Origin of the sequence: Gemmata algarum, assembly GCF_034097035.1 — a bacterium.
GTDB classification, from domain to species: domain Bacteria; phylum Planctomycetota; class Planctomycetia; order Gemmatales; family Gemmataceae; genus Gemmata; species Gemmata algarum.
In genome coordinates, this window is record NZ_JAXBLV010000189.1 from 149657 (window position 1) to 164193 (window position 14537).

A 14537-nucleotide genomic window follows, 5' to 3' on the forward strand; every position below is an offset into this window, starting at 1 on the left:
CTCCTCATCACTCAACCGAACCAGTGTACCCAGAGAACGCGCCATGAGCCGCCGAACGAAGATCGTCGCCACGCTCGGGCCGGCAACCGACACGCCGGAGGCCCTCGACGCGGTGCTGCGTGCCGGAGTCGATGTGGCCCGGGTGAACTTCTCTCACGGCGCACCCGAAGAGCACATCGGTCGCGTGGCCAACTTCCGCGCCGCGGCGCAACGGGTCGGCAAGTTCGTCGCGGTACTCGCCGATCTCCCCGGCCCGAAGTTGCGGGTCAAGCTCCCTGCGCTCCGGTTCCTCAACGTCGGCGATACGGTCCACTTCTCACTGTCTTCTGTACCTGTTGAAGCGCCCGACCTCGTCATCACCGAGCCCGAGATGCTGGCGGACGTGCGCCCCGGCCACCGCATGCTGCTCGACGACGGGCGGTTGCAACTCACGGCCGGCGAAACGAGCGCCGGGCGCGTCCAGGCGCGCGTAACCGTGGGAGGCCCGCTGCACCCGAACAAGGGGCTGAACCTGCCCGACACGCCGCTCACGATGGCGGCACTCACCGACCGCGACCGCGCGGCGCTGGCGGTCGCGGCGCGGGCCGGGGTGGACTGGGTTGCGGTGTCGTTCGTGCGCGACGCCGCGGCGGCCGACGAGGTGCGGATCGCGTGCGCGGCACTCGGGATGGACGTGCCGGTGCTCGCCAAGATCGAGCGCCCGGAGGCCGTGCGCCGGGCGGGCGCGATCATCGCCGCGTTCGACGCGATCATGGTGGCCCGCGGCGACCTCGGGGTGGAGTTGCCTCTCGAGCAGGTGCCCACCGTGCAGAAGCAGTTGATCGCGGAGGCCCGGTCCGCCGGGAAGCCGGTCATCACCGCGACGGACATGCTCGACTCGATGCGAAACAATCCGCGCCCGACCCGCGCCGAAGCGAGCGACGTGGCCAACGCGATCTTCGACGGCACCGACGCGGTGATGCTGTCGGGCGAGACTGCGGTCGGGTCGTACCCGGTCGAGGCGGTGTCGTGCATGGACCGGATCGCGGTGGAAGCGGAGTCGCACTTCGCCTTGGTGCGCGGCCGCGGGCCGCTGGTCGCGAGTTACACCGCGGCCGACGAGATCGACGACTCCATCACGCTGGCCGCGTGCGCGCTGGCGGACGAGGTGGGCGCGACCGCGATCGTCACCCCCACCCTCTCCGGCCGCACGGCGAAGCTGGCGGCACGGCACCGCCCGCGCGCACGGGTCGTCGCGGTCGCGCCCACGGACGCGGTCCTCCAGCGGCTGGCGCTCGTGTGGGGTATCGCGCCCGTGCGGATGACACCCGTCGAGCCAGGAGGCGACCGGATGACCACAGCCGTGCTGGACGCGTTCCGCGCCGGCACGGTGGCACCCGGTGAACGGGTGGTGCTGCTGGCAGGGCACCCGATCGCTGGCGGCCCGCGGTGCCCAACGGTGCGGGTCGTGCGGGTCGGCGAAGGCGGCGCGCCGGGTGAACCGTAAGAACAGCCCCACAAGCCCTTCACCAAGGTACAAAAGCAAACGATCGCAACTCATTCCGCAGAACCTAAGTGAAGCGGTGCGGTAAATGGTTCGCGTGCCGCAGCCTTTACCGATTACCATGAGCGAGTGCGCCCGTCCCGTGTGGAGTATTGTCCCACACGCGAAAACGTTCCCGTTGCACCGGTCGCGCGCGTCCTCTGTGCGGTAACGGCAGGTGCCCGTTCACCTTCGCACATTGCACGCGCAATTCTTCTCCGGCCGCTCGTCTGGGGGCCGAACACAAGCTGACGACAGCACGACACGGTCACGAACGGTTCGGTCGCGGCAGCGGCCCGGACCGCCCCCTCGCGGGGACGACCATCACCGTTGAGGAGCAACGTCGCGTCATGCTACCCCTGCGCACGCGCCTTTCGTTCGAGCCGCTGGAGACCCGCGAGAACCCCGCCGTCCTCTTTACCGAAACGTTCGACGCGGTCTCGGCGCCCGCCCTCCCCGCCGGCTGGGCGACGTGGTCCAGCGACGGCACCGCGGCCCTTACCTCCGCGGCCGGCGCGGGCACCGGCGGCACGGCCGGCGCGCTCTCGCAGGGCGGCAGCCGCACCGCGGCCCTCGCTTGGCACCCCCAAACCGTCCCCGCCGACGCCGGCGTCTCGACCTCGCTCCGGGCGGACTCGCTGGTGCCCGCGTTCGTGTTCGCCCGCGGCTCGAACCTCGAAACGAGCGACCGGAGCTACCTCGCCGCGGTCGTCACCCGCGGGCTGAAGGTTCAACTGGTGGAGGTGAGCGGCGGGGCGGCGCGCGTTTTGGGCACCGTGAGCTCGCCCGGCTCCTCGTACCTCTCGGGCCAGTGGGTCCGCGTGTCGCTGGTGCCCGACGGCGCGACCGCAAAGGTCGAGGTGACCCGCGCCGACACCGGGCAGTACCTCACCGCGGCCGGCACCTGGCAGACCGCCGCGACCAGCGCGATCTCGGCCGCCACCGCCCTCACGGCCGCGGGCGGCAAGGTCGGCATCGGGCGCGACGCGCTCTACTCCGGCGCGGTGGCGCTGGACAACTTCTCCGCCTTCGTCGCCGACCCGCCCGCCACGCCCGGGGTGGTCACACAGTCGTTCGACTCGACCCCCGCCGGCGCGCTCCCCGCAGGCTGGAGCGGGTGGTCCGCGGGAACGGCCGGCGGCTTCCAGGCGAGCGCCGCCCGCGCGCTCAGCCCCACGAACGGCCTCGCGTCCGCCGGGCTGTCGAACACGGCCGCCCGGGCGTGGGCCGACGCGGACCTCCCCGCCGACGTGGACGTGTCCGCGGCGGTGTACCTCGACAGCCTCGTCCCCGCCCAGGTGTTCGCCCGCGGCTCCAACCTGCAAGGCGGCACGCCCACGTACTACGCGGTCACCCTCACCCGCGGGCTGAGCGCGCAACTGTTGCGGGTCGTCAACGGCGCCGAGACCGTTCTCGGGTCGATCAAATCGACCGCGTACGTTTCGAGCGTGTGGGTCCGCGCCCGGCTCGTCGTCGAGGGCGACCGCCTGCGCGTGCAACTGTACCGCACCGACACCCGCCAGTGGCTCACGCCGGACGGCTCGTGGTCCGACAGCCCCGACTTCGTGCTGGACCTCCGCGACGCGGGCATCACCGCGGCCGGCAAGGCGGGCGTCGGGCGCAAAGCGGCGGTGTCCGGCGCGCTCACCGTGGACGACTTCGAGGCCAAGCCCGCGGGCCAGTCCACCGGGCCGCAGATCGCGGTCACCCGCGTGAACGGGGCCAGCGGGGGCAGCGTGACCGGCGAGGTCACCTTCCGCGCCGCCATCACCGGTGACTTCGAGCGCATCGAGTTCCGGCTCAACAACCAGGTCCGCGCGGTGTCCGCAACGACGCCGGCCGAGTGGACGTTCGACAGCACCACGGTCGTCAACGGGACGTACACGCTCACCGTCCGCGCGTTCGACAGCGCCGGCAACGTGACCTCCAAGGAGATCACGCTGACCGTCGCGAACCCCAACATGGACCCGCTGCCGGCCCCGGAGATCCCGCGGCACTACAGCTACATCCGCATCGCGCAGCTCGCGTACAGCGGCACCCCGATCACCGGCGCCTTCGAGCAGCAACTGCTCCGCAACAGCGTCGACTTGGTGATCCCGAACCCCAGCTACCTCGGCGCCATCCAGGGCGCCAGCCCGGACACCCCGCAGCTCATCTACAGCAACGTCTCGAACCTCTACCAGGGGCTGTTGACGAGCTGGCTCGCGTACGCGGACCGCGCCGGGGTGTCGCGCGAGCTGGCGTTCTACCACGTCACGAAGGCCACCGCGTTCACCGGCTCCAGCCCGTCGTCGCAGCCGGTGAACTGGTTCTGGGGCGCGTACCAGTCCAACGGCACCGCGACCCCGACGGACATGACTTCGGCGGTGCGCGGCGGGCGCGCCACGGCCGCGTCGCTCGGGGGCGCGGGCACCACCACGTCGTTCGGATACGTCGAGAAGTTCCGCGAGATGAACATCACGCTCGGGAACGGCGCGACGGGGAACTGGTCGGGCGTGTGGGAGTACACCACCGCCGTGGACGCAAGCGGCAATCCGACCGCCTGGAAGGCGCTCACCCTGACATCCGACCAGACGGCGGCGCTGCGGACCTCGGGGCGGATCACGTTCGACCCGCCGAAGGACTGGGTGCCGGCCGCGGCGACGCCCGGCGGCGCGCTGCTGTACTCGGTGCGGCTCCGCGTCACCGCGGGCGCGGCCGGCTCCAGCCCGGAACTGAAGACGATCTTCGGGCGCGACTACGTGAACGCCAACGGCGCCAGTACGGGCACCATCCCGGCCTTCGATTACGCCGCGGACAAGGACCACGACGGCTACCTGAACGACGCCGAGTACGCCAACCGCCAGGCGGGCTTCGACGCCCGGTTCGTGTACGAGACGCGGCTGTTCTACCCCTATTACGGCCAGATGCGGTTCGTGACGAACCCGTCGTCGTCCGCGGTGCGGCACTGGGCGCAGGAGTACCATGTCCAACTGCTGACCGATAACCCGCTGGCCGACGGGGTGTTCATGGACAACGCGACCGGCAAGGTGCCGTTCGCGGGCACCAGCGTGCTGGAGCCGACGGCCACGTTCGCCGAGGACTCCGGCGCGCTGATGAGCGCCGTGTCGCGCGCCATCGCCCCGCGCTGGGTGCTGGCGAACACCGCGGGCGGGGCCGCCACCGCGGACGCGATCACCGCCGGTTCCGCGGGGTCGTTCGAGGAGTTCCTCATCCGCCCCATGTCCGCCAACTGGTCCGAGGTGGGCGACGCGATGAACCTCATCCAGCGGCGGCTGAACAGCCCGAACGCGCCGTACCTGGTGATCGACAGCAGCCCCGAGGGCGGGTCGCGGTACGACTCGCGCACGCAGCTCGCGACGCTGGCGTACTACTACATGGTCGCGGACCCGGACCGCTCGTTCCTGATGTTCTTCGGCGGCGACAGCCCGTCGTCCTCGTGGACCGAGCACTGGTCCCCGGCGGTGAACGTGAACGTCGGCGCGCCGGTCGGCTCCATGAAGGTGTTCGCCACCGGAACCGATCCGGCGAATTCGGCCCTCACGTACCAAGTGATGGCGCGCGAGTACGAGAACGCGCTGGTGCTGTACAAGCCCCTGTCGTACGCCCAGGGTAAGGGCGAAGGGACGACCGGCAACAACACCGCGACGACGCACCAGCTCGGCGGCACGTACCGGATCGTGAACTCGAACGGCACGCTGGGCCAGTATGTCACCTCGATCACCCTCCGCAACGGCGAAGGGGCCATCCTGGTGAAGGCGTAATCCTCCGAACAGAGGGGCGTGAACGCTGAGGTGAAACGCCCCTCTGTGACTCGGACGCGGCATCGATCTCACGCACATCGCCGATTCCCCCTTGCGTGGTAGTTCTGGCCGTTCGAGCTGCCTCGGGTGAGCGACCGCACCGGTTCTCGCCCGAGACGGGTGTTCCCTATGCCGAACCAGCACCCGCCGTAAGAACTGCCACAGAAATGTTTTACGGCAGGCGTTTTGCGTTGCGCGGAAGCCCGGATCGGTTCATCGGGAGCGATTGTCTGGGTTTTGAGGGCGCGATTCGGTGGTAGTGCCGTACCAGCGAATGGGCAGCGAATCACCCGCGGAACGCCGACTCCTGCCCCATCGTCTGTCCCGTCCGCGAGTGCCGCCCGTAGGGCAGCACCCACTCGTCCGTGTTTCCCCACGCAGACGACACTCGGACCGCGACCGCATGATTCGTATGACGCTCGCTGCGGCTTCGTCTCCCTACTAACCTGATGGCACCGCACCCGTGGGGCGCCACGGTCAACGCACTTCCACTTTCGAGACCGAAAATGCCGGTGCTCACGGGATCTGCAAAGAAATCGCTGTGACAGGCGAGACGATCAAGGTGCGAAGCCAGCGCGCTACAGATCCGGATGTACGAAGTGCTTTCTGTATCGGTAACCGTTCACGGGAGCCGATCGGCAATCGACTTACCGCCCCGTGCCGGAAGCACAAACTCGTGTGTGATGGGCGCGACACCACCACTCCCCAAGGAGTTGTGGAACCAACTGCCGGCGGCGCCCCCAGCCGCGGTGCTGGCGATGATTGCAACTCTGAAGGCACGGATCGCGGTTCTGGAAGTTCGACTCAACCAGAACTCGTCGAATTCGTCCCAAGCGCCTTCGTCCGATAGACCGCAGGTGAAGCGGGCGTTGCCCCGGAAGGGAACCGGGAAGGCCCGAGGCGGGTAAACCCGGGCGCCCCAATCGCACCCGACCCGAGTTGCCCCCGGATGCGGTCCTGGAGTTGCGGGCTGTTGAAATAAAGGCCAATCAGTCTTGGCCTTTATTCCATGACAACCGCGACCGGCTTCTTACCGAGTCGTCGCGCCAAGCTGGCGCCGACGAAGTCGCGGAACAGTGGGTGCGATTTGGTCGGCTTGGAGAGGAACTCCGGGTGCGCCTGCACGGCCACGAACCACGGGTGGTTCGGCAGTTCGATCGCCTCCACCAGATCGCCGGACGGGCTCGTGCCCGAGAACACCAACCCGGCGGCGGCGAGCTTCTCGCGGTAGGCGTTGTTGACCTCGTACCGGTGCCGGTGCCGCTCGCTGACCACGTCCACGCCGTAGGCGGCACGCGCCTTCGTGCCGGGCACCAGGTGGCAGGGATACGCGCCCAGGCGCTGCGTCCCGCCCAGGTTCGTGACGTTCACCTGCTCCTCCAGCAGGCACACCACGGGGTGCGGCGACGCCTTATCGAACTCGGTGCTGTTGGCCCCTTCCAGGCCCGCCACGTTCCGCGCGAACTCGATCGTCGCGCACTGCAACCCGAGGCAAATGCCGAAGAACGGCAGCCCGGTTTCGCGAGCGAACCGGATGGCGTCGATCTTGCCCTCGATCCCGCGCTTGTCGAACCCGCCGGGGACGAGCAGCCCGTCCACGCCCGCGAGCGCCTGGGCCGCGCCCTCTTCGGCGAGCTTGTCGGACTCGATCCGGATCACCCGCACCTTCGCGTTGTTGGCAATGCCGGCGTGGTCGATCGACTCGTACACGCTCTTGTACGCGTCGCGGTGCTTCACGTACTTGCCCACGAACCCGATGGTGACCTCGTGCGCCGGCGCGCGCATCCGGTCGAGCATCGCGCGCCAGGCGCTCATGTCCAGCGGCTTCGCCTGGGTCAGCGCGAGCTTCTCCACCACCAGCGCGTCGAGCTTGTTGTCGGCGAGGCTCAGCGGCACCTCGTAGATGCTGAACTCCTTGTCCTTCTCCTCAATCACCGCGTTGCGCTCGACGTTACAGAACAGCGCGATCTTCTCGCACTCGTCCTTCGGAATGTCGCGCTCGGTGCGGCAGATCAGGATGTCGGGCTGGATGCCGATCTCGCGCAGGTCGCGGACGCTGCGCTGCGTCGGCTTGGTCTTCAGTTCGCCCGCGGCCTTCAGGTACGGGACGAGCGTGAGGTGGACGAACAGGCAGTTGTGCTTGCCGACATCCAGCGCGAACTGCCGGATCGCCTCGAAGTAGGGCATGCCCTCGATGTCGCCGACGGTCCCGCCGATCTCCGTGATGACCACGTCAACGTCCGGCGCGACCATCTTCCGGATGCAGGACTTGATCTCGTCCGTGACGTGCGGGATCACCTGAACCGTTTTGCCCTTGTAGTCGCCGCGGCGCTCCTTTTCGATCACCGAGAGGTAGATCTTGCCGGTCGTGTAGTTACAGTCTTTATTCAGGGTGGCGTGGGTGAACCGCTCGTAGTGCCCCAGGTCGAGGTCGGTCTCGGTGCCGTCGTCGAGCACGTACACCTCGCCGTGCTGGTACGGCGACATCGTTCCGGGGTCCACGTTCAGATAGGGGTCGAGTTTCTGGAGCCGCACCCGCAGCCCGCGCTTCTCCAACAAGAGGCCGATCGAAGCCGACGTTAAGCCCTTCCCGAGCGAGCTGACCACGCCACCGGTCACGAAGATGTGTTTGGTCATCGAGCAACGGTCCCTGGGGTGCGACGGTACCAAACTATCAGTATATCGCCCGCCGGAACCGGAACAATCAGCGGGACGCCCCCGCCGGCGCGCGAACCGAGCCCCCGCGTTTCCGGTGCGAATCGTTGTTCCGAAAAGTGAACGGCGGCGCCCGGAACGCGCCACCCGCAACATCTGCAAACGCGGCGGTTCACTCGGGTGCGGCGCCCGGCAGCAGGTCCGCGAAGCAGAACCCGTCCCGTTCGATCGTGTCGCCGACCCGCACCGGGATCGGCCGATCGAACACCGGGCCGGCGTGGCAGAAGGTGTGGAACTCGCCGTTCTCCCCGCACGGGTCGGCGCCCGGCGGCAGTTCGGCCAAAAGCCGCGTGTCGAACTCCCGACCGACGAACTGCGGGGCGAGTTGCTTCGGATCGACGCACGCCAGCGTGGCCCGGAGCCCTGCGCCGATCATCTCCCGCGCCAGCGCGGGCGTGTCCGCCGGAGCCCCCCACAGTGGGAACAGCGGCTCGATCCCGGACCCGGCCAACTGCCGCTCGCGGTAGGCGCGGACATCGGCCAGGAACAGGTCACCGAACGCGAGCCCGCTGACGCCCGCGGCTCTCGCACGTTCCACGAGCCCGCGCATCCGGCTCTCGTACTGATCATTCGAGCACGGCCACGGCAACGGGACCGTCCACAGCGGTAGCCCGGCGGCCTCGGCCTGCGCGCGGACCAGTTCGGCCCGAACGCCGTGCATCGCCACCCGCCCGAACGCCTCGTTCAGGGTGGTCACCAGCCCAACAACCTCTACCTCACCGCGCTGTCGCAGAACGTGCAGCGCCCAGGCGGAGTCCTTGCCCGAACTCCACGACAACAGGACCTTCGGCCTCATACGCTCACCGGCCGAACGTTCTCGATCTCTTCGCGCGTCAGCCGGCGGGCGGCAGGCAACCCCGCGGGGAGCGGGTGAAGGGCGGGATGAAGCGCGTGAGCGACGATCTCGGCGCTGTCCACGAGGCGCGGCCCGGGCCGACTGAAGTACGCATTACCGTCGGTGACGTACACCCGCCCGGAACGAACCGCCGGAAGCGCCTCCCACCCCGGGCAGTCCCGGAACGCCGGAAGATCGACGAGCGTCCGCTCCAGCGAGAAGCCACAGCACGCAACCAGCAGCACGTCCGGCCGCGCCGCGACCACGTCCGCCCAGGCGAGCGTGCGCGACGGCCCCCCGGACACGCCGAGCACCTCGTCGCCCCCGGCCAGTCGAACCAGTTCCGGGGTCCAGTGCCCGCAACTGAACGGCGGGTCGAGCCACTCCAGCACGACCACCCGGGGGCGAGCGGTCACCTGTTCCGAACGCTTAGCGACCGCCCCGATCCGTTCACGCAGCGCGGCCACGGCGAGGTCCGCCCGTGCGGGCACGCCCGCCGCGTCGGCGACCAAGTGCAACGTGTCGAACACGTCCCCCAACGAGGTCGGTTCGAGGTTCACGACCCGCGGCCGGCCGGGCAGCGTACAGGCCGCCGCGGTCACCTCGGCTTCGGCCACCGCGCACACGTCGCACAGCGCCTGGGTCACAATCAGGTCCGGCTTCAAGCGCTCCAGCGTCGGCAGGTCAAGTGTGTAGAGCGCCCGTTGCGTTTGCAGACGCTCGCGCACCAGGGCGTCGATCTCACGGCTGGTGGCATCGTGCGGGATCAGCGTGCGGGTCACTTTGGGAAGCGCGGTCACGAACGCCGGGTAGTCGCACTCATGAGTCACCCCCACGAGCGCATCACCGAGCCCGAGTTCGCAAACGATCTCGGTGGCGCTGGGGAGCAGGGACACGATTCGCACGACCGCCTCCGTCAGTTGGCCGCCGCGGGCACGGGCTCGCGGACGGCCGGGAGCGCGCGCTCGGCCAGGGCCAGCGCGCCAAAAAGCAGCGCCACGAACGTCGCGTCCCCGAGCAGGGTGTTGCGGAAGTACGGAACCGCGGCGACGTAGCACGACACCAGTTCGCCGAGCGTGTGCGGGTAGAAAACCAGCCAGGTGGCGAAGTTGGTGGTGACGAAGAACTGGACCGCCCCGAGGAGCGTGACCGCCGCGGTCGAGGCCGCCGTCCGGCCCTTCCGCAGCCGGCGCGCCAGTAACACGTTCAGCGCGAGGCTCCCGTACACGGCCGGCACGAGCACGTGCATCCCGGCAGCGAGGTCGCCGGGAACCAAAGCGGCGAGCGGAACCAGAACCGCAAGCCGCCGGTCGGCGAAGCACGCCCCGGCGAAGATCGCCAGCGCCCCGACCGGCGTGAAGTTCTGCGGGTGCGAGAGCTGGCGCACAAGAGCCGCGGCCGCAACCAGCGACAGCAGCAGAAGAACGCGCGGCAAACGGGACTGGTAGTCGGTGAACACGCACGGCTCCTTGTTCGCCGGGACGGGCGAACCGGGTGCCTGCGGAGGGGCAAAAGCGGACAAACGGGTGCGCACGCGCACGGAGCGCCTGTCGGCCGGTCGCCTGGTTCCGAGGCACCGAACGGGTGAACGACAGGCAGGTCTTCTGGCTTACGGCTCGTAGCGGGCGGCGGGCGGCCTTCCCGTGACGAATCACAGTGGCGGGTGCCCGAACCCTGGCCGAACACAGCAGCGGCCCTGCGCCGGAATCGCACCGGCTTCCCTTTTCGTCGCGCCGCCCACGGGCGCGAACCTGTCGAGACGAATCTGACTTATGCGCCCGCCGACGGATCGGCCACGCGGTCACGCCGCGCGACGAACGCCGCTATCCGCCGAGCGGTACCACCGCACGAACGCGGCGTAGTCCGCGGGGGTATCGACCCCGCGGTGCGCGTGCGCCACCACCCCGACGCTGATCGTACCACCGGTGCCGAGCACGCGGAGCTGCTCCAGCTTCTCCGACTGTTCCAGCGGGTGCGCCGGCGTCGCGGCGATCCGCGGCAGGAACTCGCGGCGGTACGCGTACACGCCCAGGTGTTGGAGGAACCGGGCCGGGCGCGCGGCGAAATCCGGCTCGTCGTCCCGCACCGCCGGGATCGGCGAGCGCGAGAAGTACAGCGCCCGCCCGCGGTCGTCGCACACCACCTTCACCACGTTGGGGTTGCGATACGCTTCGAGGTCCGGAATGGGCACCGCCAGGGTGGCCATGTCGGACCCGTCACGCATCAGGTCGGCCAACAGGTCGATCGCGTCCGGTTCCAGTTGGGGTTCGTCCCCCTGCACGTTAATGACCACGTCCGCCGTGAGGGTCGCGGCGACCTCGGCCACGCGGTCGGTGCCGGACGGGTGGTCGGCGCGGGTCATCGCGACCCGCCCGCCGAAACTGGCCACCGCGGCGCGGATGTCTTCGTGGTCGGTCGCCACGACCACCGTGTCGGCGCACTTCGTCTCGCACGCCCGCTCGTAAACGTGCTGGATCAGGTACTTGCCGGTGTCCCTCAGCAGGGGCTTGCCGGGCAGTCGCGAGGACGCGAACCGGGCCGGAATCACAATCGCGACGCGCATCGGGCTCACCTCCGGGTCCGTCGAGCGCCCGGAGATTAAACCCACAACCGCCAGCGGACAAGGCGAACCGCGCCAACCGTCAGCCCGGCCCGCCGGCCGGCGCGGCGCGGCCGTTCGCGGAGTCGCTCACCACGCGCCCGTCTTTCATGCGGATCACGCGGTCGGCGCGCTGGGCCACTTCGTCGCTATGGGTGACCACCAGGAGCGCGAGGTTGCGCGCCTTCTGGAGCGACGCGAACAGGTCGAGCACCTTGACGGCGTTGTCGGAGTCGAGGTTACCGGTGGGCTCGTCGGCCAGCAGTATCGCGGGGTCGTTCGCCAGGGACCGGGCCAGCGCCACCCGCTGCCGCTCGCCCACCGAGAGCTGAACCGGCAGGTGGTTCGCCCGCTTGAGCATCCCGACCAGTTCGAGCAGTTCCTCGGCCTTCTTCGCCCGCGCCCGGGCGGAAAGGGCCGGCCCCTCGAACATCGGCACCTGCACGTTCTCCTTCGCCGTCAGCGTCGGGATCAGGAAGAACGACTGGAACACGAACCCGATCTGCCGGGCGCGGAAGTGGTTCAGGTTGTGGTCCTTCGAGAGCGGCTCGCCGCGGTAGTACACCTCCCCCGCGTCGGGCGTGTCGAGCACGCCGAGCAGGTTCAGGAGCGTCGATTTGCCGCACCCGGACGGGCCGGTGATCGCCACGTGCTGCCCGGCGCGCACGCCCAGCGTGACGCCGTTCAGCGCGCGCACGTCGCCATCGGGGTACGTTTTCGCGAGTTGCTCGCCGAAGAGCAGGTAGTCGGCGGGGCGGTCAGTCATGGCGCAGCGCCTCCGTCGGCAGGAGCCGGGCCGCCCGGTACGCGGGGTACGCGCCGCCGATTAACCCGATCAGGAGGGTGATCGCCGCCCCCTTCAGAATCACCACCAGGGACAAGTCCGGCTCAATGAACCCGTTCACCTTGGGCGAAAGAGTCAGCGACTGCATCCCAACAAACGCAATGACCACGCCCATGAGCGTTGCCCCCAGCGCGATCATGGCGGCCTCGCCCAGGATCATGCGGATGACCCGGAACCGAGGCCAACCGACCGCCCTCAGGATGCCGATCTCGTGCGTGCGTTCCAGCACCGACATCGCCATCGTGTTCATCATGGTGATCGTGCCCACCGCGAACGCGATCGCCGACACGAGCCAAGTGATCGCGCGGATGAGCTGGAGTTGCGACACCTGCTCGACGTACTTGTCCGGCGGGTTGGCGACGAGCCGAACGGTCGGGTCCTTCGCGTCGCGAAGCGCCTCGATCTGCTGCCGGACCGCTTCCACTTCCGCGGTCGAATCGGGGCCGCCCTTTTTGACGCGCACGGAGAACCCGGTCACCTTTCCGGGTTTGGTGTGTAACGTTTGTCCGTCGTCGAATGGGACGACGGCCCCGCCCTCTTCGAACACGACCCGGCTTTTAAAGATGCCGACGATTTCATAAGGGTTGTCCGGGTCGCCGACGAACCGTAACTTCTGACCAACGTTGTGCCCGACGTTCCCCTTGTCCCGCAGGTTACCGGCCAGGATGCGGCCGATAATCACCTTGTGCTGATCGCCGGGTTGGAGCAATCGGCCCTCGATCAGCTCCATGTCCTCGTAGCCGAAGTTGTCCGGCTTCCAGCCCTGGACCAGGATGATGTCGTTGTCCACCGTGCCGCTGTCGCGGTACACGTTAGCGTTACCCACCAGCCCTTCGGACACGCGCTCCACCTCGGGCATGGCCCGGGTGGCCGCGACGAGTCGCTCGCTGAACTCGCTGTCCAAACCGAACGGCTTGCCCTTCTGCATGACCACCAGATCGACCCGGCGGACATCGAACGCCGACTCGACGGACCGCTCGACGTTGTAGCTGACCGCCAGCAGCGCGATCATGCTACCGACCGCGACCGCCAACCCGAGCACCGTGAGCGCGGTGCGGACCGGGCGCCGCGTGAGGTTCTTCAGGATAAAGGCGGCGAAGTACATCGTTCTGGTGGGGTGAGTCGCTTCAGGTGCCGCCGAACAGCATCGGTGAAGCCAGCGGTGTTATCGAACATCGCGAGGTGCTTGGCGGCCGGAATGATCTCGGCCGTACACCCCGAAAGATGTTGTTCTAGCCAACGCGACGTTGCAAGGAAGGGGGAGAATTCGTCGTACAGAGCGACCACCGGTCTACGGATGCCGGCCAGCACGTCGGCGGTCAGCCCGGCCTCGGTCAGCACCTCTTCGCCGCACGTCGTTTCCGCGAGCTTCGGGAGCTGACGCAGCCACCCGCGCCCGAACGGACCGAAGATGTCTTCCAGCTCCTTCAACTTCGCGGAACTCAGGGCGGCGGTTTCACGGAACAGCCGGGAGAAGTCCACCGTCTCGCCGAGTTCGACGCCCACCTTGGCGAACTGCTCGCGCAGATCGACCCAGATGCTCATCTTCCCGAAGTTCGGTTCGACGTGCTTCAGCCCCGGGAAAAACGAGTCCGAGAGGATCACGCCGGCGACGCACTCGGGCGCGACGGCGGCGGCGTGCATCGCCACCACCCCGCCGAAGCTGTGCCCGACCAACACAGCGGGCTTGAGCCCGAGTGCAGCGTGGAGCTGGCGGAAGTCCTCGACCATCACCGCGGACGTGTACCCGGTGGCGGGCCGGGCGCTGGCCCCGTGACCGCGCATGTCGTAGGTGGTGACGCGGTACTCGGTCGCAAGCGCCTCGGGCAACCCGCTCAGCACCCACACGGCCTGGTTGCTGGTGACGGCGTGAACGAGCACCACGTCCGGCCCGGTGCCGTCCTGCTGGTAGAAGAGGCGCGTGCCGTTAACTTCGACTTCGGGCATGACTGCTCACGTGCGGTGTGGTACCAATCCGGTCTGTTGCGGCACTTCTGGAAGCTCCAACGGCTTCTGAAAGAACCAGTGGTGCCGTGCGGTTGGTGCGTGGTTGCAAAAAGCAACCTGCCCCCCCAGCCCCCTCGTCGTGCTCGCCGGCCCGGTCAGCCGAGCTTCCGTTGGCCGGCGGGAAGGGAGGGGGTGGCGCCGAGAGGAGCGGTCCCGGCGCGGGAGGGGTGCGCGAAGCGGACCCACCCCCAACCCCCTCCCTGAAGGGAGGG

The 14537-nt window shown here is 68.7% G+C and carries 10 protein-coding genes, 1 pseudogene and 1 riboswitch; of the genes and pseudogenes, 3 read left to right on the top strand and 8 right to left on the bottom strand.

The window, feature by feature from the left end:
• Positions 1–43: 43 nt before the first annotated feature.
• The 3 genes and pseudogenes from pyk to R5W23_RS32735 all read left to right on the top strand — a co-directional run.
• On the top strand, positions 44–1486 hold the full coding sequence (gene pyk, locus R5W23_RS18900) for a pyruvate kinase (protein ID WP_320687630.1): 1443 nt from the start codon (positions 44–46) through the stop codon (positions 1484–1486).
• 386 nt (positions 1487–1872) lie between these two features.
• Positions 1873–5286, top strand: a complete 3414-nt coding sequence (locus tag R5W23_RS18905) for an Ig-like domain-containing protein (protein WP_320687631.1) — start codon at positions 1873–1875, stop codon at positions 5284–5286.
• Between the two features lie 722 nt (positions 5287–6008).
• Positions 6009–6294 (top strand): annotated as a pseudogene (locus tag R5W23_RS32735) (DUF6444 domain-containing protein); the annotation flags it as partial.
• Between the two features lie 33 nt (positions 6295–6327).
• Here R5W23_RS32735 and R5W23_RS18915 read toward each other — a convergent pair.
• The 8 genes from R5W23_RS18915 to R5W23_RS18950 form a co-directional block, all read right to left on the bottom strand.
• On the bottom strand, positions 6328–7962 hold the full coding sequence (locus tag R5W23_RS18915; protein WP_261185797.1) for a CTP synthase: 1635 nt from the start codon (positions 7960–7962) through the stop codon (positions 6328–6330).
• A gap of 190 nt (positions 7963–8152) precedes the next feature.
• Positions 8153–8836 (bottom strand): Dph6-related ATP pyrophosphatase, encoded by a 684-nt coding sequence (locus R5W23_RS18920; RefSeq protein WP_320687632.1) that lies wholly within the window; start codon positions 8834–8836, stop codon positions 8153–8155.
• The gene (locus R5W23_RS18925) at positions 8833–9780 is read right to left on the bottom strand and encodes a cobalamin-binding protein (RefSeq protein WP_320687633.1); all 948 of its coding nucleotides are present in this window, start codon (positions 9778–9780) and stop codon (positions 8833–8835) included. Before R5W23_RS18925 ends, R5W23_RS18920 begins: the two co-directional genes overlap by 4 nt.
• Before the next feature lie 11 nt (positions 9781–9791).
• Positions 9792–10334 carry a DUF6580 family putative transport protein gene (locus R5W23_RS18930; RefSeq protein ID WP_320687634.1) on the bottom strand — a complete coding sequence of 181 codons (543 nt, stop codon included), beginning with the start codon at positions 10332–10334 and terminating at the stop codon, positions 9792–9794.
• Positions 10335–10452: 118 nt separating this feature from the next.
• Positions 10453–10644: riboswitch (cobalamin riboswitch) on the bottom strand.
• Positions 10645–10676: 32 nt separating this feature from the next.
• Complete coding sequence (gene kdsB / locus R5W23_RS18935; RefSeq protein WP_320687635.1) at positions 10677–11438, bottom strand: 3-deoxy-manno-octulosonate cytidylyltransferase; 762 nt, start codon at positions 11436–11438, stop codon at positions 10677–10679.
• Positions 11439–11517: 79 nt separating this feature from the next.
• Entirely contained in the window at positions 11518–12240 is a 723-nt protein-coding gene (locus R5W23_RS18940; protein ID WP_261185802.1) for an ABC transporter ATP-binding protein, read from the bottom strand.
• Positions 12233–13423, bottom strand: coding sequence for an ABC transporter permease (locus R5W23_RS18945; RefSeq protein ID WP_320687636.1), 1191 nt, complete (start codon positions 13421–13423; stop codon positions 12233–12235). The genes R5W23_RS18940 and R5W23_RS18945 overlap by 8 nt, the downstream gene beginning before the upstream one ends.
• The gene (locus R5W23_RS18950; protein WP_261185804.1) at positions 13399–14265 is read right to left on the bottom strand and encodes an alpha/beta fold hydrolase; all 867 of its coding nucleotides are present in this window, start codon (positions 14263–14265) and stop codon (positions 13399–13401) included. The genes R5W23_RS18945 and R5W23_RS18950 overlap by 25 nt, the downstream gene beginning before the upstream one ends.
• Positions 14266–14537 lie beyond the last annotated feature (272 nt).